The 22,432-nt window shown below is 55.3% G+C and carries 23 protein-coding genes; 6 read left to right on the forward strand and 17 right to left on the reverse strand.

Going from position 1 to position 22,432, the window contains the following annotated elements:
- Window positions 1–65: 65 nt before the first annotated feature.
- The 3 genes from AS19_RS11525 to pip form a co-directional block, all read right to left on the reverse strand.
- Window positions 66–548, reverse strand: a complete 483-nt coding sequence (locus tag AS19_RS11525) for a DUF3015 domain-containing protein (RefSeq protein WP_011589530.1) — start codon at window positions 546–548, stop codon at window positions 66–68.
- Between the two features lie 173 nt (window positions 549–721).
- On the reverse strand, window positions 722–1,159 hold the full coding sequence (dtd, locus tag AS19_RS11530) for a D-aminoacyl-tRNA deacylase (RefSeq protein WP_011589531.1): 438 nt from the start codon (window positions 1,157–1,159) through the stop codon (window positions 722–724).
- The gene (gene pip, locus AS19_RS11535) at window positions 1,156–2,079 is read right to left on the reverse strand and encodes a prolyl aminopeptidase (protein ID WP_011589532.1); all 924 of its coding nucleotides are present in this window, start codon (window positions 2,077–2,079) and stop codon (window positions 1,156–1,158) included. The genes dtd and pip overlap by 4 nt, the downstream gene beginning before the upstream one ends.
- On the opposite strand from pip, the gene AS19_RS11540 reads away from it, so the two are divergent.
- A complete protein-coding gene (locus AS19_RS11540; protein WP_052753768.1) occupies window positions 2,078–2,452 on the forward strand; it encodes a hypothetical protein in 375 nt (124 codons plus the stop codon). The two genes, pip and AS19_RS11540, sit on opposite strands and share 2 nt — an antisense overlap.
- 96 nt (window positions 2,453–2,548) lie before the next feature.
- Here AS19_RS11540 and glnG read toward each other — a convergent pair whose 3' ends face one another.
- The 10 genes from glnG to AS19_RS11590 all read right to left on the reverse strand — a co-directional run bounded on the left by glnG (window position 2,549) and on the right by AS19_RS11590 (window position 14,324).
- Window positions 2,549–3,982, reverse strand: a complete 1,434-nt coding sequence (gene glnG / locus AS19_RS11545) for a nitrogen regulation protein NR(I) (RefSeq protein WP_011589534.1) — start codon at window positions 3,980–3,982, stop codon at window positions 2,549–2,551.
- Between the two features lie 80 nt (window positions 3,983–4,062).
- A complete protein-coding gene (glnL, locus tag AS19_RS11550) occupies window positions 4,063–5,166 on the reverse strand; it encodes a nitrogen regulation protein NR(II) (RefSeq protein ID WP_046962090.1) in 1,104 nt (367 codons plus the stop codon).
- A gap of 141 nt (window positions 5,167–5,307) precedes the next feature.
- On the reverse strand, window positions 5,308–6,072 hold the full coding sequence (locus tag AS19_RS11555) for a DUF4124 domain-containing protein (RefSeq protein WP_231483409.1): 765 nt from the start codon (window positions 6,070–6,072) through the stop codon (window positions 5,308–5,310).
- Window positions 6,073–6,214: 142 nt separating this feature from the next.
- Entirely contained in the window at window positions 6,215–7,621 is a 1,407-nt protein-coding gene (gene glnA, locus AS19_RS11560; RefSeq protein WP_011589537.1) for a glutamate--ammonia ligase, read from the reverse strand.
- A 229-nt stretch (window positions 7,622–7,850) separates the two neighbouring features.
- Complete coding sequence (locus AS19_RS11565; protein WP_011589538.1) at window positions 7,851–8,102, reverse strand: sulfurtransferase TusA family protein; 252 nt, start codon at window positions 8,100–8,102, stop codon at window positions 7,851–7,853.
- A gap of 6 nt (window positions 8,103–8,108) precedes the next feature.
- Entirely contained in the window at window positions 8,109–9,194 is a 1,086-nt protein-coding gene (locus AS19_RS11570) for a tRNA (5-methylaminomethyl-2-thiouridylate)-methyltransferase (RefSeq protein WP_011589539.1), read from the reverse strand.
- 102 nt (window positions 9,195–9,296) lie between these two features.
- Window positions 9,297–11,129 carry a sulfatase-like hydrolase/transferase gene (locus tag AS19_RS11575; RefSeq protein ID WP_046962091.1) on the reverse strand — a complete coding sequence of 611 codons (1,833 nt, stop codon included), beginning with the start codon at window positions 11,127–11,129 and terminating at the stop codon, window positions 9,297–9,299.
- Between the two features lie 62 nt (window positions 11,130–11,191).
- Window positions 11,192–12,184 (reverse strand): alpha-L-glutamate ligase-like protein, encoded by a 993-nt coding sequence (locus AS19_RS11580; RefSeq protein ID WP_035459465.1) that lies wholly within the window; start codon window positions 12,182–12,184, stop codon window positions 11,192–11,194.
- The gene (locus AS19_RS11585) at window positions 12,184–13,719 is read right to left on the reverse strand and encodes an inactive transglutaminase family protein (RefSeq protein WP_046962092.1); all 1,536 of its coding nucleotides are present in this window, start codon (window positions 13,717–13,719) and stop codon (window positions 12,184–12,186) included. Before AS19_RS11585 ends, AS19_RS11580 begins: the two co-directional genes overlap by 1 nt.
- Complete coding sequence (locus AS19_RS11590) at window positions 13,719–14,324, reverse strand: RimK/LysX family protein (protein WP_011589543.1); 606 nt, start codon at window positions 14,322–14,324, stop codon at window positions 13,719–13,721. Before AS19_RS11590 ends, AS19_RS11585 begins: the two co-directional genes overlap by 1 nt.
- A 266-nt stretch (window positions 14,325–14,590) precedes the next feature.
- Between AS19_RS11590 and typA the strand changes: the two genes are divergently transcribed.
- A complete protein-coding gene (gene typA, locus AS19_RS11595; RefSeq protein ID WP_011589544.1) occupies window positions 14,591–16,399 on the forward strand; it encodes a translational GTPase TypA in 1,809 nt (602 codons plus the stop codon).
- A gap of 76 nt (window positions 16,400–16,475) precedes the next feature.
- Here typA and AS19_RS11600 read toward each other — a convergent pair whose 3' ends face one another.
- Window positions 16,476–16,811, reverse strand: coding sequence for a DUF2007 domain-containing protein (locus AS19_RS11600; RefSeq protein WP_011589545.1), 336 nt, complete (start codon window positions 16,809–16,811; stop codon window positions 16,476–16,478).
- A gap of 261 nt (window positions 16,812–17,072) precedes the next feature.
- Between AS19_RS11600 and trmL the strand changes: the two genes are divergently transcribed.
- On the forward strand, window positions 17,073–17,543 hold the full coding sequence (gene trmL, locus AS19_RS11605; RefSeq protein ID WP_011589546.1) for a tRNA (uridine(34)/cytosine(34)/5-carboxymethylaminomethyluridine(34)-2'-O)-methyltransferase TrmL: 471 nt from the start codon (window positions 17,073–17,075) through the stop codon (window positions 17,541–17,543).
- A 139-nt stretch (window positions 17,544–17,682) separates the two neighbouring features.
- On the opposite strand, the gene secB is transcribed toward trmL, so the two are convergent.
- The 3 genes from secB to AS19_RS11620 are packed head-to-tail and all read right to left on the reverse strand — an operon-like array spanning window position 17,683 to window position 18,859.
- Window positions 17,683–18,156: a protein-export chaperone SecB gene (secB, locus tag AS19_RS11610; RefSeq protein ID WP_011589547.1), complete on the reverse strand. Its 474-nt coding sequence runs from the start codon at window positions 18,154–18,156 to the stop codon at window positions 17,683–17,685.
- A 12-nt stretch (window positions 18,157–18,168) separates the two neighbouring features.
- Window positions 18,169–18,429: a glutaredoxin 3 gene (gene grxC, locus AS19_RS11615; protein ID WP_011589548.1), complete on the reverse strand. Its 261-nt coding sequence runs from the start codon at window positions 18,427–18,429 to the stop codon at window positions 18,169–18,171.
- Between the two features lie 13 nt (window positions 18,430–18,442).
- The gene (locus tag AS19_RS11620) at window positions 18,443–18,859 is read right to left on the reverse strand and encodes a rhodanese-like domain-containing protein (RefSeq protein WP_011589549.1); all 417 of its coding nucleotides are present in this window, start codon (window positions 18,857–18,859) and stop codon (window positions 18,443–18,445) included.
- 135 nt (window positions 18,860–18,994) lie between these two features.
- Between AS19_RS11620 and AS19_RS11625 the strand changes: the two genes are divergently transcribed.
- From AS19_RS11625 to AS19_RS11635, 3 genes are read left to right on the forward strand one after another with little or no spacing between them, the layout of a single operon-like run.
- Window positions 18,995–20,170, forward strand: coding sequence for a murein hydrolase activator EnvC (locus AS19_RS11625; protein ID WP_011589550.1), 1,176 nt, complete (start codon window positions 18,995–18,997; stop codon window positions 20,168–20,170).
- Window positions 20,171–20,221: 51 nt separating this feature from the next.
- Entirely contained in the window at window positions 20,222–21,523 is a 1,302-nt protein-coding gene (locus AS19_RS11630; protein ID WP_011589551.1) for a S41 family peptidase, read from the forward strand.
- The gene (locus AS19_RS11635) at window positions 21,523–22,302 is read left to right on the forward strand and encodes a divergent polysaccharide deacetylase family protein (RefSeq protein WP_011589552.1); all 780 of its coding nucleotides are present in this window, start codon (window positions 21,523–21,525) and stop codon (window positions 22,300–22,302) included. The genes AS19_RS11630 and AS19_RS11635 overlap by 1 nt, the downstream gene beginning before the upstream one ends.
- Window positions 22,303–22,432 lie beyond the last annotated feature (130 nt).

Below are 22,432 nucleotides of genomic sequence, written 5' to 3' on the forward strand. Positions count from 1 at the left end.
AAAAGAAGGATCAGAAAAACGAAACCCCGCCAAAAGCGGGGTTCTGTCTCGGTCTTTTTGGCCGATTATGCCAAGTACTTGGACAGCGCTTGGTCTTGCTGCATCACCTCGGTAATGCTGGCCATGACTTCAGCAGCAGTCACGTCCTGGTTCGGGAAAATTGCCGCGAAGTTGTCATGCATCAACGCATTAAAACGTGCACGATCTTCAGTCTGAATACCCATAGAAACAGACAGCGCGGTCAGGGCTTCGCCTTCACCGGTAGCCATGTCCTGAGCCACTTCTTCCATCACGCCAGTCATACCCAGCAGGCTCTGGCCACTATAGGTCAGAGAGCCATTGGTATCACAACCGTTAGTACCAGAAGTCATGCCGAAGGTAGCATTACCCGATGTACCATTCACAGTAGTAGCGAGAAAGTGTACTGGCATGCCGGATTTGCCTTCAAACAGCATGTTGCCCCAACCACAGCCCGGACCACCCGGTGCAACAGCCATGGCAGATGTTGAAGCGCCCAGCAGCGCAGCAGCGATAAGTGTTTTTTTCATCCTGAATTCCTCCAAGTTTTTATGTGTCTTCCTTGGGGATGCGGCGATCATGCTGACCGGCCACAACGACCGTCGACACTATGCCGACAACGCGTTCCCCGTTACCATTTTGAGGCAACTCAATTCATCATAAACAAGGGAGACGGCTTTGCAACAAGCGGATCCATAATAAATCACATCTCAAGCATAAAGGTAACAGGGCCATCATTAACCAAAGAAACCTGCATCTCAGCGGCAAAAACCCCTGTGGCCACAGGCAGACCATGAGCCTTCAATTGTGCTACACAGTGCTCGTATAATGGCCTTGCCAAAACGGGATCTGCCGCACTACTAAAACTCGGCCTACGCCCCTTTCGAGTATCCGCAACGAGAGTAAACTGAGAAATAGCCAGTAACGCCCCACCCGCATCGCGCACATCCCAATTCATTTTCCCTCGCTCGTCCGCAAAAACTCTATAGCCAATGATGCGTTCAACCATCCTGTCCACTAAAGCGGTGTCATCGTGCTTTTCTATACCAATGAACAATAACAAACCATTATCAATCGCCCCCACGGTTCTACCGCTCACATCCACATGGGCTTCACTAACTCGCTGCATTAATACTTTCACTGCTTCGCCCTCCGATCCAGTCGGGTTACCGCGTTAACCAGAGCCTGCGCCACCCCCGGATCCATGGAAGAGTGTCCACCCCTGTCAACCCAATTAAGCTCGCTATTGGGCAACACTTGATGCAATGCTAGTGCTTGCTCCGGCGGACAGACGAAATCCCTGCGCCCATGCACAATTTCCACCGGCACCTGGCTCCCTGCACAGACCTCTAACAAGGGGCGCTCAATAAAACCGCCGGCAAGAAAATAATGGGTTTCTTGCCTCGCCATGCACAGCTCGCCATCACTACCCGCCCCAGGCGGCTGGGTGGGCATCAGGGCTAGTGTCGATTCCCAGTTACACCATGCCCGCGCATAGCGATGCGCATCATCCCCCTGTAGTCCCTGATAATAACGTTCAAGCAAATGGCCACTGCCGGGAGGCGCTTGCTGCTCCAGCGCTTGCCAGGCTTCCGGGAACAAACGCGCAGCACCTTTGCTAGTGTAGAGCCAGTCTAAGTCCCGCTCTCGACAAAGAAAAATACCCCGCAGCACCATTGCCGTAATGTACTGCGGGAACGCCGCCAAATACGCAAGTGCCAGTGTTGCTCCCCAGGAGCCACCAAACACCATCCAACGCTCAATATGTAACGCTTGGCGAATCTTTTCGAGATCCAATAGCAAATGGCTCAAGGTATTATTATCGATAGAACCCAGCGGCCGGCTTTGACCGGAACCACGCTGATCAAACAGAATCATGCGAAATTTTTGCGGATCAAAAAAACGCCGCAACGCTGGGGAGCAACCGCCACCAGGCCCACCATGCAGCACGACAACCGGGCTGCCCTGTGGATTGCCGCTTTCCTCCACATACAGTTGATGCCCCTCGCCTACGGGAAGATAAAACTGCCGGTTAGCATCCAAATAAGGGAATAACGCCATGATGGAAGTTCTGGGAAAAAGAAGGGGTTTAGCATACCTGTTGCTAGTACTGCTGCAAGGTCTGCTGGCCGCCTGTGACAACGCTCTACCAGAGCAGGCCATCAGCAAAGCACTGGCAGAGATGAAAAAGGGCATTGAAGAAGGCGACACCAGCACAATAATGGGCCTAGTGGCCGATAACATTACCGTGGAGCGACGCGGGCGAACGCTGAGCCGCAAGGAAATTCAACGCACCCTAGTCGATTTTTTTCCGCTACCCAAACCGCAACATCTCATTCACACGCATCAATATTGCACTGGACCTGGTGACACAGGAGCAAGCACGCGTACAATTTACCGTGCTGCCCTGGGGTGGAAAAAATGTGTTTCCTGAGGATGCCGAGAGCTACCAAATGGACAGTCACTGGCAGCTGAACGGCGGCTGGAAAATAAAAAACCTGAAGACCGGCACATAATATGTGTCCGTTTTTTAGTCCTCATCATTCCCCTGAAGCTGGCTTTCCATGTCCAGCTCTTTAATCTTACGCGTCAGCGTATTTCGACCCCAACCCAACAGCGCCGCTGCGTCGCGTTTACGACCACCGGTATGCTGTAAAGCCACTTCGATCATGGTGCGCTCAAAACCGGGCACGGCCTGTTCAAGAATATTTCGCTCACCCTGAGACAACGCACGGTCGGCCCAGTTGCGCAAAGACTTGAGCCAGTCACCACTAATATCGGCGCCTTTCGCTGGGCCAGTCTCTTTCAACTCTGGCGGAAGATCATCCACGAGTACTTCTCGACCAGAAGCCATCACGGTTAACCAACGGCAGGTATTTTCCAGCTGCCGCACGTTGCCCGGCCAAGCCTGAGCAGCAAGATATTTTTCCGTGTCCTTATGAAGAATTTTCGGCTCTACCCCCAATTCACTTCCCGCTCGCTGAAGGAAATAATTGGCTAATCGCGGGATGTCCTCGCGGCGCTCGGCCATGCGGGGAATATGAATGCGGATAACGTTTAAGCGATGAAATAAATCCTCACGGAAGTCGCCATCCTTCACCAGTTTTTCCAGATCTTGGTGGGTGGCGGCGATTATGCGTACATCCACGTGGATCGGCGTGGTTCCGCCGACGCGGTAGAATTCACTTTCCTGCAGTACCCGCAACAAACGTGTTTGAGCCTCCAGTGGCATATCCCCGATTTCGTCGAGAAACAGGGTGCCTCCGTTAGCCTGTTCAAAACGGCCCACCCGCTGATTGTTAGCGCCAGTAAAAGCGCCTTTTTCATGGCCAAACAGCTCTGATTCGATCAGGTCCTTGGGAATAGCCGCCATATTCAAGGCGACGAAATTCTTTTCCCGTCGTAAGGAATGACGATGCAAGGCGCGGGCAACCAGCTCTTTACCGGTACCGGACTGTCCATTAATCAGCACCGTCACGTTGGAATGGCTGAGCCTACCGATGGCACGAAAGACTTCCTGCATGGCCGGCGCTTCACCAATAATTTCGGTGGGAGCTTCTTCTATCGGTTCAGGAAAATCGCCACGGGATTCTTCCCGGTGCTTGATCGCTCTACGTACCAACGCCACCGCTTCATCCACATCAAACGGCTTGGGCAAGTATTCAAACGCGCCACCCTGGTAGGAAGCCACAGCGGAATCCAGATCGGAGTGAGCGGTCATGATGATTACCGGCAAGTCTGGATTTTTACGCTGCAGGATTTTCAGCATCCGCAAACCGTCGGTGCCCGGCATGCGCACATCACTGATAAGCACTTCTGGCTCCTGCCCTCCCTGCTCCAGGGTGTTGAGCGCCTCATCCGCATCCTCAAAGCAGGTCACCGCATAGCCTTCCTGGCCCAGCGCCTTTTCCAACACCCAGCGAATCGAGCGGTCATCATCCACAACCCAAATACTGACACTCATGACCTGCTACTCCTGTAATTTCTATCACCTCCGCACTAGCGGCCGGCGTGTATGACAACAATCTGATCACAGCCGCGCAATTACGCTGTGTTGGTTTCATCCAGCTGCTCCATGGGCAGCAAAATGCTGAATACAGTTTGGCCAGGCTGGCTTTCGCATTCGATCAGCCCTTGGTGCTGACTAATAATGGATTGCGCAATGGACAAGCCCAGCCCCGTGCCATTAGCACGGCCACTAACCATGGGATAGAACATCGTCTCCTGTACCTCTTCGGTGATCCCCGGGCCGTTATCGATAATATCCATGCGTAGCACCAGTCGATGACGCTGTGCACCGATGGTGAACTGCCGCAACACACGGGTACGCATAGTGATACGAGGCTCAGAAGTCTGTGACTCCAGCAACGCCTGGGAGGCATTGCGAATAAGGTTGAGCAACACTTGAATTAGCTGATCTCGATCGGCAATCACATCCGGCAAACTAATATCGTAATCTCGCCAGATAGCTATCCCTTTGGGGTATTCCGCCAGCAGCAACTGACGCACATGCTCGAGGCACTCGTGCACATTCACTGCCCGGAACTCGGGGGGTTTACGCGGGCCAAGCATGCGATCCGCTACCGAACGCAACCGATCGGCTTCATCGATAATAACTCTGGTGTATTCAGTCAGGTCCGGACTCGGCAGTGCCCGCTCCAACAACTGGGCGGCACCACGAATCCCTCCCAGCGGATTTTTGATTTCGTGGGCCACGCCACGCACCAGAGCCCGGGTGGCTTGGTGGGCATGAATCAACGCTTCTTCACGACCAATGCGTAACAGGCGATCCAGCGACTGCATCTCCATCAACAAACACAGCGGTTGTCCCGGGTCGTTGATGGGGCTGACCGAGTAATCCACCACAATTTCGTGGCCCGGTGCCACCGACAACCGTGCTTCACGCTGGGTAAACGGGTGCTCTTCATCAATGCACTGCTGAATAGCCAGGCGCGCTTCTTCATCGTCGAAAAAATAATCAGGCAAAGGCTGATCCAGCGCACGGCTCGCGCTGGTGGCCAGCAGCATTTCCGCCGCGGGGTTCAGGTAGCGCACACACAGGGCTTCGTCCAGCATGATCACCGCAGTACGCAGGTGATCCAGTAGTCGTTTGTGCAACGTAATGTCACTCATCAAAAATTGGCCCATAACAGGGCATAAGCAATTATCAGGCCATCTGCTCAGTCGCCATAAAAAACGTCAGCCAGCAGCCTATGGCGCAAGCGCAAGCGCTTGTCGTTGATGAGTTTAAAGGGATGACAGGCCGTATTGCACCATGTGGGTGCATATTTAGTTGCTGAGAATGCTCCGATTCGGTTTAGCGGGCCGAGCAGCACTGCCCCGATCTGCTCCACTGCCCACATTGGCAGCGCCCCCAGTTGAGGCACTACCCCCCACATTCGCCGCGCCGCCACGATCGGCTGCACCACCCGCTTGCGCAGCACCACCGTTACTGCCGCCACCTGCAGAGTTACGGAAATCGCCGACCGTGCTGCGGTGTATGTAAAGCTTCACCGGCTCGGAAGTAATCCGGGGCTCTCCATCTTCCCCGACCACCTTAACGATAAGGGTGTGCTCACCGCGATCCGGAGCATCGAGCTGCATGGCCGGCTGCTCGATACCGTTGTCGATCAGCACTAATCTATCTCCCGTCTTTAGACCGGGCTGTAAACTCACAGACACATATACCGCATCTGCAGGGTTACGCAGAGTAGAACCACTTTCCGGCGCGGTAATGGCCAGCGAGCTATAACCCTCCCCGGCCTGGCCTCCTGTTTTAGCCTCTTCAGGCTGAGCAGCGGCTTGCGGCATTTCCACCGTCTTAATCGGCACCGTATTAGTGGTTTTCAGCTTCACTTCTTCTGAGTGGCGGTTCTGCGCCGGCTGGTCGGAGAACACCACATTACCTTTTTCGTCGGTGGTTCGATAAATCTTCGACGCAGGCGCATCAGGCTCCTTCCCCTCGCTGACACTCCCTGCGTTTTCCGCCATGGAGGCCAAGCTCACCCCAGACACCAAGGCCAGCACAACAAACGAAATTAGCGACTTTTTCATTATTATCTCCATATCTGCCCTTGATTCTGGCCTGACTCGACCGCTCAGAAAAGGGGGGAGTGCACAAAACCGCCGCCTTTATTCCAGGCAAAAAAAAGCCCCCGACAAGCGGAGGCTCTGTTCTGCTAGCGACCCGAAGGCATTAGCAAGAGTAGTACATATCAAACTCAACCGGGTGCGGGGTCATGTTCAGACGCTCAACCTCGGCACGCTTCAGCTCGATGTAGCCTTCCAGCATATCCTTGGTGAACACGTCACCTTCGGTCAGGAAGTCCATGTCTTCTTCCAGACAATCCAAGGCCATGGTCAAAGTGTGAGCCACGGTAGGAATGTCTTTTGCTTCTTCAGCCGGCAAATCATACAAATCTTTGTCCATGGCATCGCCAGGGTGCATCTTGTTCTTGATGCCGTCCAAGCCAGCCATCAGCAGGGAAGCAAAGCACAGGTACGGGTTGGCAGACGGGTCAGGGAAGCGCGCTTCCACACGACGGGCCTTAGCACTGTTCACAAACGGGATGCGGATGGATGCAGAACGGTTACGGGCAGAGTAGGCCAACATTACCGGCGCTTCAAAACCGGGCACCAGACGCTTGTAAGCGTTAGTGGACGCATTGGTGAATGCGTTCAGCGCACGGGCATGCTTAATGATACCGCCAATGAAATACAACGCTTCATCAGACAGACCAGCATAGCCGTCACCGGCGAACAGGTTTTTTCCGTCTTTACCCAGGGATACGTGCACGTGCATACCAGAGCCGTTATCACCGATCAGCGGCTTAGGCATGAAAGTAGCTGTCTTGCCGTAAGCGTGAGCCACATTGTGTACGCAGTACTTAAGAATCTGTACTTCGTCCGCTTTGGCGGTCAGGGTGTTGGCGCCAACACCGATCTCACACTGACCAGCCGTGCCCACTTCGTGGTGATGCACTTCAATTTTCAGCCCCATGGACTCCATGGCAGAACACATGGCGCCACGCAGATCGTGCAGGCTGTCTACCGGAGGAACCGGGAAGTAACCGCCTTTCACACCAGGACGGTGACCAATGTTGCCGCCCTCAAAGTCTTCATGGGAAACCCACGCAGCTTCTTCAGAGTGGATGTTATACATGGAACCCTGCATGTCGGACTTCCACTGCACGGAGTCAAATACGAAAAACTCCGGCTCAGGGCCGAACAGAGCGGTATCCGCGATACCAGTAGATTTCAGGTATTCCTCAGCACGACGGGCAACGGAACGCGGGTCGCGCTCGTAACCTTGCATGGTGGTCGGCTCAAGAATGTCGCAGCGCAAGTTCAGGGTAGCAACGTCAGTGAACGGGTCCAGCACGGCGGACTCGTCGTCCGGCATCATCACCATGTCCGATTCGTTGATGCCCTTCCAACCAGCGATGGAGGAGCCATCAAACATTTTGCCGTCCTGGAAGAAATCTTCGTCGATTTCGCCAACCGGAAGGGTAACGTGCTGCTCCTTACCAGAGCTATCGGTGAAGCGCAGGTCCACCCATTTCACATCGTTTTCTTTGATCAGTTTGAGGGTCTTAACAGACATTATCGTGCGTCCTCCTAAGGAACAGCGGGTTTGTCTCTGACTCGTCGTGCCGCTCTGAGGAAGCGCAACACAAAGAACCGGTATTCTCGGCCACTGGGCCAGCTTTGCCAATAGGGAGGCAAATACCGTGCCAGCCCTTTTTTAGCGCATTCTCTACTTGATTCGAAGAAACAAGAACATGCGACTCATTTTGGTGCACAGTTGCGGTGCGCCAAACGCATATAGGGCACTAAAATAGTGCACCATTATCTTGCCCGACGCGCAACACCACAAAAACTTCGTTGCCTTGCTCCGCCATTTCCAGCACCTCATGGCCATTAATCCGACACCAGGCGGGGATATCGCTTAATGCTCCAGGGTCGGTGCAAACGACTTTCAGGGTATCACCTGTCGCCAGAGTTCTTACTTTATTTTGAGTTTTTATCACCGGCATGGGGCACAGCAGCCTGCGCACATCCAATTCGTGAAGGGTATCGGTCATCGTCGTTCAGCCCACATTCCAGCTTGGCAGCACCGCTTCCGCTTGCGCCGGCGCCACGGTAATCTCGCGTGCAACACCGTCCGGGCTGCGCACTTCCAGAGTCACCGCGTCTTCAACACGCCCCTTGGAGTAACGTGCCACAATGGCCGCCGCCTGCTCCAGCTCTGCCTCGCTACCAAACTCACCGTCCACCAGCGCCAGCGGGCCCGGGCAACTCACCGTAGTAATACTGGTGAACTGGTAACGATAACCTTCCAGAAAACGGTTTTCACCTTCTTCACGGCTGATAATCAGTTTGTAATGCGGCTGCGGACGCAGATGACGCCCAACCTTCAGCAGCATGATGTCATCCAGTTCGTATCGACGCTCATTGCGAGCCTTCCACAGGTCCGCCAGCTTGTTGGAATAAGACTCATCGGTGAGGAAGCAACAGCCACCGGCAGGCTGAGCAAAATCGTCCAACCCAAACTTGGCGGCCAGCGCCATTTGCGGTTTCCGGTTACGGCCGGAAAAATCGTGCAACTGCTCCCGGTTTACCCAACCTTCGCGCTCAGGCAGCGTAGGGGGCAAGTTTTTTGCGCACAGAGGGCGTAAAAGACGGTCGTCAGCACCGGACTCCTGGCTAATGATCGGCATCGTTTCCTTGCGCTGACTCTTCGGGCGCTGACCAATCACTTCACCAGTAACGATAAAATCAAAGCCCCGATCACCGGCCAACTCCCGGGCCTTGTTAATCATCAGAGTGGCCTGGTTAACCATGAAAATCTTACAGTCGAGACAGGGATTCAGGTTTGCGCCGTAACCATGCTTGGGGTTGAGCACCACATCCTTGTACTCCTCGGAGATATCAATGATATGCATTTTAATGCCCAGCTGCTCCGCAACCCACAAGGCGTTATTACGCTTTTCCTTATCCTTGTCTTTCTTGCGAATAGCATGGGTATGCCCCTCCACACAGAAACCAGTGTAGAAATTCACGCCCTCTACCTCGATGCCCTGGTCCTGCATGACTTTCACTGCCAGCATGGAGTCCAGTCCACCGGACACCAGTGCAATGGCGCGACGCTTGATTGGTTGGCTTGCCTCTGTCATCGAAAAACCTGCGTTGCTGTGGGGACAGCTCAAAATTTGGGCGGCGCAGTATAGCAATGGTCGGCCTAAGGCGCATCCTCCCAATCGCCCCGCCTCAACCCGCTACTTACGGAAAAAAGCAGAGAGGTCCCGCAACACATCAGCCAACGCCTCGCTGAGCTGCGCCAACACAGTGTCGGGCTCGCTCACCGGACCATCGTGCGCATCGCTTATGCGCATTTCTAACAACCCGCCCGCCCCCAAAGGCATGGCTACTTTGTAGTCCGGCCCCACATACGCCAGCGCATCCCAACTGGCCACCAACCGGTAGGCATCACCTTGCGGCCCCAGCAGAGAGTGCCCCACGCTATAATCGCTGGCGGGGTTCTGCACCCCCAGCATGGGCAACAAGGTAGGCACCACATCCAGGTGGCTGGTGGGCCGCGTCACCACCCCCGGTACATTGCCCGGAAACGCCAGCACCAGCGGCACATGAATTTGCTCGTTATGGAATTCGGAATTGTGCCCCCAACGACCGTTTTCCATAAACTCTTCCCCGTGATCGCCAGTAACAACCACAATGGTATTGTCCAGCTTCCCGCTCGCCTTCATGAAGCCAAGCACTCGCCCCAATTGCTGATCCAGGTGGTGGGAAGCGTTGACATAACGACGAAAGATACCGGGCATATCCGCCTTCAAATCCATGGTGGCGTAGTTCATCTCTGGCAGATAATCCTTACGGATCACGCTCTCATCCGGGAAATAATAACGCGCATGGGCGGACTCAAAGAACATGAACCCCATGAATGGCATGCCGACTTTTTGTTCGCCGAGAAAATCCAGTAACCGCTCTACATTACGACGATCCCGCTGCCAACCCGGCCCCACATCATCACTGAGCATATCCTTCTCTGGCACCGACACAAACAAGGTTTTGTCGAACTCCGGATAGCTGAAATTGGCACTGGTATACAGCCCCATGTGGTACCCCGCCTGCTGCAACTGCTGCATCAGCAAAGGGGGCTTGCGCTCATCAAGCACACTGAACCAGTAATTGCCGGGCAAACCGTAGAACAGACTAAACAGACCCATTCGGGTGCCATTCCCCCCGCTATAATGCTGGGTAAACCGAATCCCGTGCTGCGCAGAGAATCGCCACAGGTTGGGCATAATCTCCGGTGTCAGCATATCCCAACGCAACGATTCTGCCACTAGCACGAGGAGGTTAGGATGGGGCGCATCGGCACTAACTCGCAATGGCTCCTTCGGGTAATTCAAACGCCCTTTGGCATCGGCTTCCAGACGAGTGCTGCGCACCATAGTTATCCCCCACTTTTCCGCCACCCGGCGAAACGTGGTGGGCTGGTAGAAGGGAATACTCTGGGCCGCCATCAGCACCGGGCGATACCCTTTCAGGTGGCTGACACCGTAGGCCGCACGCTCCCCCACCATGCACAACACCAACAAGGACACCAGCAGCCCCAAGCGCGGCACGGAACGGGAACGCAGCACGTACAGCACAACACCGTGAATCAGCAGCACCGCCACACAGATAGCGGCCACGGTCCAGGACGTTCCCGCACTGCCGCCCATGGATTCAATTCCACCCGGGGTGGTAATCAGGTTCCAGACAAAGCCATTAATATGAAAGCCGTAAATGGCATAGATCTGACCGTCGACCAACAACAGCATCGTCATCAACGCCGCCAGCACCACCACCCCCACCGCCTGCACACTGCGCCCCGGAAGGTTACCCAACAACCAACCCAGCGCAGCCACCAACAGCACATAGAGGAAAGCGTAACCACTCAGGGCCACGAGCATGAAGAGCAGACTCAGAGACGGCAAGACAACCAGCGTGCCTCGCCCAACCCAGGCGTTGAGAATAAAAAACAACAAGAAAAGAAAGACGTAATAACCGCGCAGGGATATCCTGCCAAGACGCTGCTGGCACATCACAACCACTCATGGAAACAGGGCATAAAAGCCTATTTCCACAAGCTTAAAATGAGCTTAAATCAACCCTCTTTTTGTTCGGCTAACACCGGCCCAGCCACTGCAAATTGTTGTTTTGCGAAGGCCACTCGCTCGGCCACCGGACGGGTTTCGCCTTTGAGGGCCTCAAGTTGTTTTTCAACGATCTGGCAACGGCGCAGCAGGCCATCATCCATGGCAATCTGAATATTCAGGCCTGGGCGGGCATTGAGCTCCAGCATCATCGGCCCATACTCGTGGTCCATGACCAGATCCACACCAAGGTAACCCAACCCGGTTAGGTCATAGCAACGCGCCGCCAGCTCCAGGCATTCCTGCCAGTCCGGCACCGTCAGTCCAGCCACTGGATTAGCCGTATCCGGGTGACGCTCGATCTTGAGGTTGTGCCAGGTGCCATCCAGAGTAACCCCGGACGCCAAATCCAGGCCCACACCAATCGCCCCCTGGTGTAGGTTCGCCTTTCCTTGAGACTGTCGAGTAGGCAGACGCAACATCGCCGCCACCGGGTATCCCTTGAGCACGATAATTCGGATATCCGGCACGCCCTCAAAACTGATCCGGTTGAACAATTCCGTAGAACGAACCCGATACTCGATCAACGCCTGATCGCGATGGCCGCCCAGAGAATAAATGCCGGAAATGATCCCGGAAATATGATGTTCCAACTCTTCCGTGGTAATGATACGCCCGGAGGCAGAACGGAAATAATCTTCAAAGCGGTCGGCAATCACCATAATGCCGTCGCCTCCCGCCCCTTGAGCAGGCTTGATCACGAAATCACGGTGCTGTTCCACTACCCGGTGCAAAGTACTGATGCCCTGCTCTGTGGCGATGGTGCCATACATGTGTGGCACCCGAATCCCCGCATCCAGCGCCATCTTCTTAGTCTGGATCTTGTCGTCCACCAGCGGATACAAGCTGCGCTTATTGTAGCGAAGAATGTAATCGCCGTTCCGTTGGTTAATGCCCATCACACCACGGGCACGCAGGGCTTTTCGGGTTTTAGACCAGAACATTAGTGCTTATCCCCGTCCACCATGGCACGAAAACGCAACAGCTCCGTGAGGCGATAGCCACGGTAATGGCCCATCAATACCATAATGGCCGCCAGGCAAAGCAGCACGCCTGGGAAGGTGAACACGAAATACACCAGCGGCTGCCACACCATCAGCAAGTGGCAGAAAATCGCCGCCACCAGCGTTCCCAGTGCCACTTTCAAGGACTGGGTCCCGCCACGCTCTTCCCAAACGATGGACGTCCGCTCGATCACCATGGTCAGAATCACCATAGGGAACAGCGCCACCGACAAACCTGAACCGATGCCCAGCTTGTAGCCCAGCAGGCTAATCAGTGCCATAGCGATCACCACAAAGGTAAGCACCACGGAAAGCCGGGGCAATAATTGTAATTTAAGATGTTCGAGATAGGAGCGCACAGACAGCCCGATGGCGGTGATGGACGTAAACAACAACACCCCCCAGACCACTTGCGTCTCGCGGAAGGCCAAGGCGATCAACACGGGTGTAAAGGTACCCAGGGTTTCCATACCGATAAGAGAACGGATAAACAGCACCAGCAGTACCCCCACCGGGATCATCACCAGAATGCGGTACAGCTGCTGAGCAGGAAGCGGTAGTTCATACAAGGAGAAATCAATAAAGCTGCTCACGTCTTTCAGACGTAGAGACTGAGCCAACTGCAGCGCGCTCATTTCGTTTTCGTGCACGCTGAAGCTCACATCCGCAGACTTGCCGCCTTCGATATTCAACAGCGGCCCAGGCCCGCTCCACCAAACCAGACGATCATCCGGCAGCCCCTGCTGACCATTGAGCGGGTTGAAATAGAGCCATTCCTTGCCGTTAAAACTACGCAACCAAAGCTCAGGTTGCTGCCCTTGGCTCTCCGCCAGCCGCAAGGTATGCACCGGCTCCGCAGGAATATGCGCCACCGCCAGCAGCAGATCGATCACTTTAGCCCGGTTCTCCGGACTTACATCGCTGCCCAGCAGAAGCTGAACATTATCGTTTTCAAGCTCATTAACCCGCTTGATGGTCTCACTGATAAAGGTTTCCACATCCGCTGAGTGCTGACGAATAGGCTCAAGCAACGCGTCCGCAGCCAGCTTTTCTGGGCCATCCAGAGTAGGCGCAGGCCGGAATTGGGGCCCCGGATCCTTCTCCGGCACATCCGCATAGCGAGGAGCCAACATAAGGCGGTAATAGAGGTACTGATTGCCTTCGGCGCGGCGGGATGACCAAGTAACCTGGCGGTTACCCTTATCCACATTCACATTTACGCCGTAATTATTGGAAATAAAACTCTCGTTAAGAGTGGTATAGCCAGCCCCCAGCGGTGGCACAAACATACGTACTTTGACAGGCTTATTGGCCTTTGCGACAAAAGACACCTGAGAATCGACCACCCAAACCGGGTCTTTCTCATCCTGACTCAGCGGCACATTTTGCACCAACAGCTGATAAGCAATACTTCCGCCGCCCAGCAACAAAAGGAAAACGGCAAGCAACCGCGCTTGCAACTTCACAGAACCCATTATAGCGCCTCGGCAGCCTCCATCGTTTGGTCGTCGCTTTCGACAACATTATCCTTACTGTCCTGACAATCAGGCTCTCCAGCCGCCATTGATAACGACGGGTCCACCAATGCACCTAACCCTTGCAGAGCCTCGGAGCCCATCAGCAACGGGTAGCGAAACTCACTACGATTTGTCAGGTTAACTTCAACCTGTTCCTGGCGCCGACCCATGCAGATAGTCAACGTCACCACCGGGCGACGACTGTAATCCCGGTCACCGGGCGCCACACTCTCTGCCCGCCGTTTAATGCGCACATGCCCAGATAACGGCAGTTCCACATCATCCCATTGTTCTCTGGTAACACTCCATTCTTCCCGGTCATCACGGTCAATAGCCAAGTCGAACTCAACCATTTCAACACCATCGCGCTCAAAAGTACGGATATAACGAGCGCTTAACGAGCCGGAACCGGCGCCGGTATCCAGCTTGGCCGGTACAGTAATCCCTAACTCCTTGATGTGCACCTTTTCATGCAAGCCATAAATCATTTTACCGGATGCTCCATCGGCCACCGCCGCTAAGGGCGATAAAACCAACAGTAAAGCAAGCAGTGTACGCATCATAACAACCTGATTGTAAAAGCATTACAGCCGAGCCACGGAAGCACGGACCCAACATCTGAGCCTTCTCCCGGAAAATAGTTGCGCCATTCTAGGCGATCATTGGGTCTCTCGCAGGCTCAACGTTGAAATTTTGAACTTGTTCACAATTGCCAATCTTACGATAAAGGCTGACCGGCGGGCTATCACCCACACGCCACGCTGCTATAATGCGCGCCCCTGCGAAACCGCTGGCACGGTTTCGCCCACCATATTTTGGAGCATCACTAGTGATTGAACGTCTGCGCAATATCGCCATCATCGCCCACGTTGACCACGGCAAAACCACCTTGGTGGATAAGCTGTTGCAACAATCTGGCACCCTGGGAGATCGCGCCGGCGACATCGAACGGGTCATGGACTCCAACGATCTGGAAAAAGAGCGGGGCATTACTATCCTGTCCAAAAATACCGCTATCCAGTGGAATGACTATCGCATCAACATCGTAGACACCCCTGGCCACGCCGACTTCGGCGGTGAAGTAGAACGGGTTATGTCTATGGTGGATTCCGTACTACTGCTGGTAGACGCAGTGGACGGCCCCATGCCACAAACCCGCTTCGTGACCCAAAAGGCGTTCGCCGCCGGCCTTAAGCCGATTGTCGTGATCAACAAAATCGACCGCCCTGGTTCCCGCCCGGACTGGGTAATGGATCAGGTCTTCGATCTGTTCGATAACCTGGGCGCCACCGACGAGCAGCTGGACTTCCCGGTGATTTACGCCTCGGCCCTGAACGGCATTGCCGGCCTGGAGGCGGATGACTTGGCCGACGACATGACCCCACTGCTGCAAGCCATCGTCGACAAAGTTGACTACCCCAACGTCGATGCGGACGGCCCTTTCCAGATGCAAATTTCCTCTCTGGATTACAACAGCTACCTGGGCATCGTCGGCATTGGCCGCGTTAAGCGCGGCAACATCAAGGCCAACAGCCCGGTGAAAGTGATCGGCGCCGACGGCAATGTCCGTAACGGCAAGATCCTCACCATCATGGGCTACCATGGCCTGGAGCGTGTCGATGCCAGCACAGCCTCCGCCGGCGAGATTGTCTGCATCACCGGTCTGGATCCGCTGAACATCTCCGACACCCTGTGCGACCCGTTAAACGTGGAAGCTCTGACGCCGCTGAGCGTGGATGAACCCACCGTAAGCATGTTTTTCCACGTAAACACCTCGCCTTTTGCCGGCCAAGACGGCAAGTTCGTTACTAGCCGTCAGATCCGTGAGCGTCTGGAAGCCGAACTCAAACACAACGTGGCATTGCGCGTAGAAGAAACCGGCAGCGCCGATCAATTCCGCGTTTCCGGTCGTGGCGAACTGCACTTGTCAGTACTGATCGAGAACATGCGTCGTGAAGGCTTCGAACTTGCCGTCGGTCGCCCACAGGTGATCATCCGCGAAGAAGACGGCGTAAAGCAGGAACCCTACGAAACCGTCGTCGCCGACGTGGAAGAACAGCATCAGGGCTCCATCATGGAGCATCTGGGTTTACGCAAAGCCGAAATGACCAACATGGAACCGGACGGTAAAGGCCGAGTTCGCCTGGAATTCCTGGTGCCTAGCCGTGGCCTGATCGGTTTCCGTAGCCAGTTCCTGACTCTGACCTCCGGTACCGGCATCCTTAACAGCACCTTCAGCCACTACGGCGAGCACAAAGCCGGCGACATGGCCAAGCGCATCAACGGTGTGCTGGTATCCATGGTTAAAGGTAAGGTGCTGGGCTTCGCCCTGTTCAACCTGCAGGAACGTGGCCGCATGCTGATCGACCCGAACGTGGATGTGTACGAAGGCCAGATCATCGGTATCCACAGCCGTGGCAACGACCTGGTGGTTAACCCCACCAAAGGTAAGCAGCTGACCAACATGCGCGCCTCCGGCACAGATGAGAACATCGTTCTCACCCCGCCGATCCGTTTCAGCCTGGAACAAGCGCTGGACTTCATCGAAGACGACGAGCTGGTGGAAGTCACCCCCAACTCCCTACGTATTCGCAAGAAGCTGCTCACCGAAACCGAGCGCAAGCGCGCCGGGCGGTAATTAAGAGCCGCAACAGGCTAGACCTAAAAAACGCCACGTCTAAAACGTGGCGTTTTTTTTTGCATCCAGAGCACCCTCAACGCAATAACATCAGCATCAACACCGCACCGATTACCATCCCTACCAGCAACCCCGCCAGAAAGCCCTGCCCGGCCAGCGGTGTGGGAGCGGTGGCTGGCGACACCACCTCTCGGTCCGCAGGCTGACTGGCCTCAAACTCGGCGATCACCTCCAGGGCGCGGTCTTCATCGTTCGCGGCCACCCACACCGTCGACAACCCCGCCGCCGGTAACTCACCCATGCCACCTTGCAACATATCGCCATGCACCTGTGCCATAACCCCCACCTGATCCAGCAAATTGGCCAGCATATGGGCTTCAATCATGTGGCGCGCCTGAAACACACACTTCACCGGGCTATCTCCATCATGGGTTCACTGGGGCTTTCTCCACCACATCCAGCAACGGATACCGCAAACTACGGCCACACCATAGGGCGCCGCGTAAAAAGCGACCCCAGTTTGTCCTGCGGGGCGGGCTCCCCGCAACCGCCCAATAAAAGCAACAACGCCAAGCCCGCGTATTCCACATCATCATCCATGTCCTGTTATTCTTGTCGTCGTTTTAACCTAACGCCGATCAGCCTCATTTCCCCCGCCAAGGCCAAACCCGACATGCTACACATTGCCCTGTTCGAACCGGAAATCCCCCCCAACACTGGCAACATTATCCGTCTAGCCGCCAACACCGGCGCTCAGCTGCACTTGATTGAACCGTTGGGGTTTTCCCTAGAAGAAAAAAAACTGCGCCGCGCCGGCCTCGACTACAGCGAGTTTGCCGCATTACAGGTGCACCGGGATTTTTCCGCATTCCAGGAAAGCGTCGTCGGCCAACGGCTATTCGCCATGACCACCAAAGGCAGCCGCCCTCATAGCCAAGCGTGTTTTCAGGACGGGGATGTTCTGCTGTTCGGCCCGGAAACCCGTGGCTTGCCGGAGCAAATTCTCGACAGCCTGCCCGCGACACAAAGGCTTCGCCTGCCCATGGTGGCCGAGAGCCGTAGCCTGAACCTGAGCAACGCCGTTGCCGTCACACTTTACGAAGCATGGCGACAGCTGGGGTACCTTGGAGCAATTGATAATTGATCGCTACGCGCTCCAGGCCTAGGCCGCCCCTGAAATGCAAGAGGCCGCACCCAAACTTGGGCGCGGCCTCTTGCATTAGAAGACAACGAAAACGCCAATGCGCGCCGTTATCCATTCTTTATTTTCAACAATTAAACCATTACTGAACGGTCTCACCAGCGGCAGCTGCGTTGCCTTGCTGCTGATCACGCTGCTGTTGATACAGCGCATCGAAGTTGATCGGTTGCAGCACCATTTGCGGGAATGAGCCTTTCGCAACCAGGTCCGATACCACTTCACGGACATATGGGAACAACAGATTAGGGCAATAGGCGCCCAGAAGCTGAGCACGCTCTTCACCGTCAATGCCTTTCACAGTGAATATCCCAGCCTGCTTTACTTCTACCAAATAAAACGTCTTTTCTTCAGCTTCGTCCTTGGCGGTCACCGTCACGGTAATTTCCACTTCGAACTCATCGCCTTCACCAACGCGACGGGCACTGTTGTTCAGCTGCACGTTCACCTTAGGCTTCCATTCCTGCAGGAACACTTCCGGTGCCCCCGGGCACTCGAACGAGGTGTCTTTGAGGTAGATACGCTGCAGTTGGAAAACCTGTTGCTGTTCATCAGCCATATTCTTCTCCTGTTACTGATCCGCTCCGAGCAGAGCATCGAGCGCCCCCGCTCGCTCTAGAGCAAAAAGTTCATCACAGCCACCGACGGCGTGATCATTAATGAAAATCTGCGGCACCGTCCGGCCACCGCCACGCTGCATCATGACTGCACGTTGCTGGGGCTCACGATCCACATCGGTATCCTCAAACGCCACATTCTTGCTGTTAAGTAACTGCTTGGCACGCACGCAAAACGGGCACCAAGAGGTGGTATACAGCTCGACTCTGGCCATCGTTGTCTCCTGCTTACGCTTTGACTACCGGCAGGCTCGCTGAACGCCATGCATTCAAGCCACCCTGAATGCGATACAGGTCGGAAAACCCCTTGGTTCGCAGCTGACGACCAAGATGTGAGGCCTTTGTTCCCATATCACAAGTCAGGATGAGGGGTTTGTCCTTGTATTTTTCCAGCTCTGCAATACGATCAATCGCCTGCCCGGCGGGAATATTGATGCTACCGGCGATATGCCCGGCTCGGAATTCATCGCTGTCACGCAAATCCACGATCACCGCATCCTTCTGGTTCACCATATTGGTAGCCAGCTGCGGCGTGAGGGATTGACCGCCACGGCGGGATTCAAGCACAAAAAACAGTGCCCACAACAGGAAAAAGGCGGACACCAGAATATAATGGTTGCTGGCGAATTCAATCAGGTTGCCCATGGAGACCCCGGTTCATTAGCGTTGGCTCTATCGACGCCAACTCTGCGGCGCCACTGCTTCCCTCCGGTAAGAAAGCCGAAGGAAAATCGGCGCCAAGTATACACATCCCCGGGCCGTTAAGGTAAAACCCCCGCCATGACCCGACAATTACTGCTGCGTTTACTGCTAGCCACCCTGCCCTCCCTGCTGCTTCCTGTTAGCGGAGCGGCAGACAGTGCGCCCAGCAAAGCGGAGCTGAAAGAACTAAAATCGCGCATCAGTGAATTGAGTGACGCTCAGAGCCGCGAGCTGCGCGAACGTGACTCCGTGCAGGCCAACCTGCGCAAGACAGAACTGCGCATCAGCCGACTAACCCGAGAGCAGAGAGCGCTAGAGAAAAAGGCCAGCAAGGCACAGCAACGCCTTAACGCTCTGGAAGCTGAGCAGGCAACCCTGGCCGCAGAAAAACGCACCCAACTAGACTGGCTGGGCAAAACCGTACGTGCCAGTTACCAGGCCGGCCGCCAGGAGCGCATCAAATTGCTGCTCAATCAGGAAAAACCAGACCAGATCGCCCGCCTGTTGCGCTATCAAGAATACTACCAACGCGCCCGCAGTGACCGACTCAAAGCCGTAAACGGCGAACTGGACGAACTCAAGGCTATTGCCCTGCGCGTGGACAAAGCCCGACAAACGCTACTGAATCAACACACCGATCTGCAACGTCATGCCCGTAAACTTCAAGGCGCCCAAAAAGAGCGCCAAACGACCCTCGCTGCCTTGAACCGCTCGTTGGAAGATCGCGGAAACAACCTCAACCAGCTGAAGGCCGACCAGCAGCAGCTGCAAAAGCTACTGCAAGACATGCAGCGCAGCCTCAATGGCATTCCTGCAGACCTAGGTGGCACGCCGTTCAACAAACTGGCAGGCAAACTCCCTTGGCCACTACAAGCACGTATCTCCACCGGTTATAACAGCCGGCGGGAAGGGTCCCTGCGTTGGCAAGGGGTGATACTGAATGCCTCGCCCGGCACCCCGGTCAGGGCAGTGCATTCTGGCCGCGTCGTGTTTGCTGATTGGCTGCGCGGCTACGGCCTGCTCACGATCGTCGATCATGGCAGCGGCTACCTAACACTCTATGGGTATAACCAGAGCCTGCTCCGCGATGTGGGAGAATGGGTTTCTGCAGGGGATAGCCTTGCTCTGGCGGGTAGTTCTGGCGGCAACCGAACTAGCGGGCTGTACTTCGAGATACGCCACCGCGGCAAGGCCGTGGACCCCACACGCTGGTGCAATCAGCGTGTTACACTGCCGCCATTGGCGCAAAATTGATGATGATTATTGAAATGTGCGCACTTTACCTGCGCGCACTGGGGATCCTGAATGCCAACAACAATCCTGCCGACGCTACGCTCTATTTTAATCTCGGGCCTATTTGCTCTTGCCCCTTTTTCCGCACTACACGCCCAAGATCCGGCCTTAGACGAGCAGGCTCGACAGCAGGGCGTCCCCGTCGATGAACTCCGCGCTTTTGCCGAAGTCATGGAGCGTATTCGCGCCACCTATATTGAAGAGGTAGACGACAACGAGCTTCTGGAGTCCGCTATTCGCGGCATGCTCAACGAGCTAGATCCGCACTCCAGCTACCTAACGCCAGACCAGTTCGAAGATCTACAAGTCACCACCACCGGTGAGTTCGGCGGCTTAGGCATTGAAGTCACCATGGAAGATGGCTTTGTTAAAGTCATCACGCCGATAGACGACACCCCTGCCAGCGAGGCGGGCATTCAAGCGGGCGACCTGATCCTTAAAATTGACGACACCTTCGTAAAAGGGCTCACTCTCAGTGAATCTATTGAGCTAATGCGCGGGGAAATCGGCACCAAAATTACGCTAATGGTACTCAGCGAAGGCGAAGAAAAGCCACGCCAGGTGAGCCTCACCCGCGACCGCATTCAGACCCACAGCGTGAAATCAAAAATGCTTGAGCCAGGCCTTGGCTATCTTCGCATCTCCCAGTTCCAGAACAACACGGGAGAAGATGCGCGTAAGGAATTGGCAAAACTCAACAAAGACACCCCCCTTACCGGCCTGATTCTCGACCTGCGCAATAACCCTGGCGGAGTCCTCAACGGCGCCGTTGAAGTCACCGACCTGTTCCTAGATAACGGCCTGGTGGTTTACACCCAAGGCCGGGACAAAACGAGCCGCAACGATTTGGAATCACGACCTGGCGACGCACTGAACGGCAAACCGCTAGTGGTACTAGTTAACGGTGGCAGTGCCTCCGCTTCAGAAATCGTGGCCGGCGCTCTGCAAGACCAGAAGCGCGCCGTCGTGGTGGGCAATCGCACGTTTGGTAAAGGCTCGGTACAAAGCGTGCTGCCATTGAGCAAGGACCGTGCCCTTAAGCTCACCACCGCCCGCTACTACACGCCAAAAGGCCGCTCTATTCAAGCAGAGGGCATCGAGCCTGACATTGAGGTGGACGTCGTTACCAAGCTTGAAGTGCGTAAAGACATGTATTTGCGCGAAGCCGACCTGCCGCGCCATCTAGATAACGAAAACGGAGGCAGCGAGAAGCAACAAAAAGCCGGTTCCCTGGCCCAGGAAGATTATGCTCTGGCCCAAGCACTCTCGATTCTTAAAGGCATCGTCTTGACCCAACGCCCAGCCATGCCCTGATGGCAAGACGCATACTGACCCTAGCCCTTCTCCTGCCCGGGCTATTGATAAGCAGCGTTAGCGGCTTAGCGGCTCCGCGCATTGCTATTATCATCGACGACCTAGGCTACAGTCGCCAGCAAGGACAGGCCATTATCGACCTGCCCGCACCGGTGGCCTGTGCCGTCATTCCTTTTTCTCCCCACGGGCGTCGGCTCGCGGAACGGGCTAGCCTGGCGGGCAAGGAAGTGCTGGTGCACATGCCTATGGCCACGCAAGGCCACCAAAAACTCGACCGTGGTGGCCTGCAAAATGGAATGGATGAACCTCAGTTACTGGAGGCCGTTCGTCAGGCCCTGGGCCAAATTCCACAAGCCCGCGGGCTGAATAATCATATGGGCAGCGCGCTCACCGAACAGCCACAAACCATGGGTTGGTTAATGGCCGAACTAAAAGCGCACCAGCTTTTCTTTGTGGACAGCCGCACCAGCAGCCACACCGTGGCGCAGCAGGTGGCCCAGCAAGTGGGACTACCCAACGCTCGGCGCGATGTCTTTCTGGATAACAACCGCAACCCAGTGAGCATCAATCAGCAATTTAACCGACTGATACGACTGGCCCGGCAGCACGGCCAGGCCATCGCTATCGGCCACCCGTACCCGGAAACCGTACATTATCTGCAACAGGTTTTACCGTTGATGGAAGAGGCCGGCATTGATGTGGTGCCCGTATCCTCCTTGCTTAGCACCCCAGCGGTGACCACGGCCACCAGCCAGGCGAGCGTTAACATCCGCCCTTAAGCCCGATTTTTACCAAATGCGGGGCTGGCATAACCAACCACCAGGAAGTCTAAACGCCAACATCCGCACGAGTAGCGACAGCCCAATCTCAATCGAGCGCGCTCGACACCACAACGCGCCCCTGATTTTT

It is taken from the genome of Alcanivorax sp. NBRC 101098 (assembly GCF_001010505.1).
GTDB classification, from domain to species: Bacteria; Pseudomonadota; Gammaproteobacteria; order Pseudomonadales; family Alcanivoracaceae; genus Alcanivorax; species Alcanivorax borkumensis.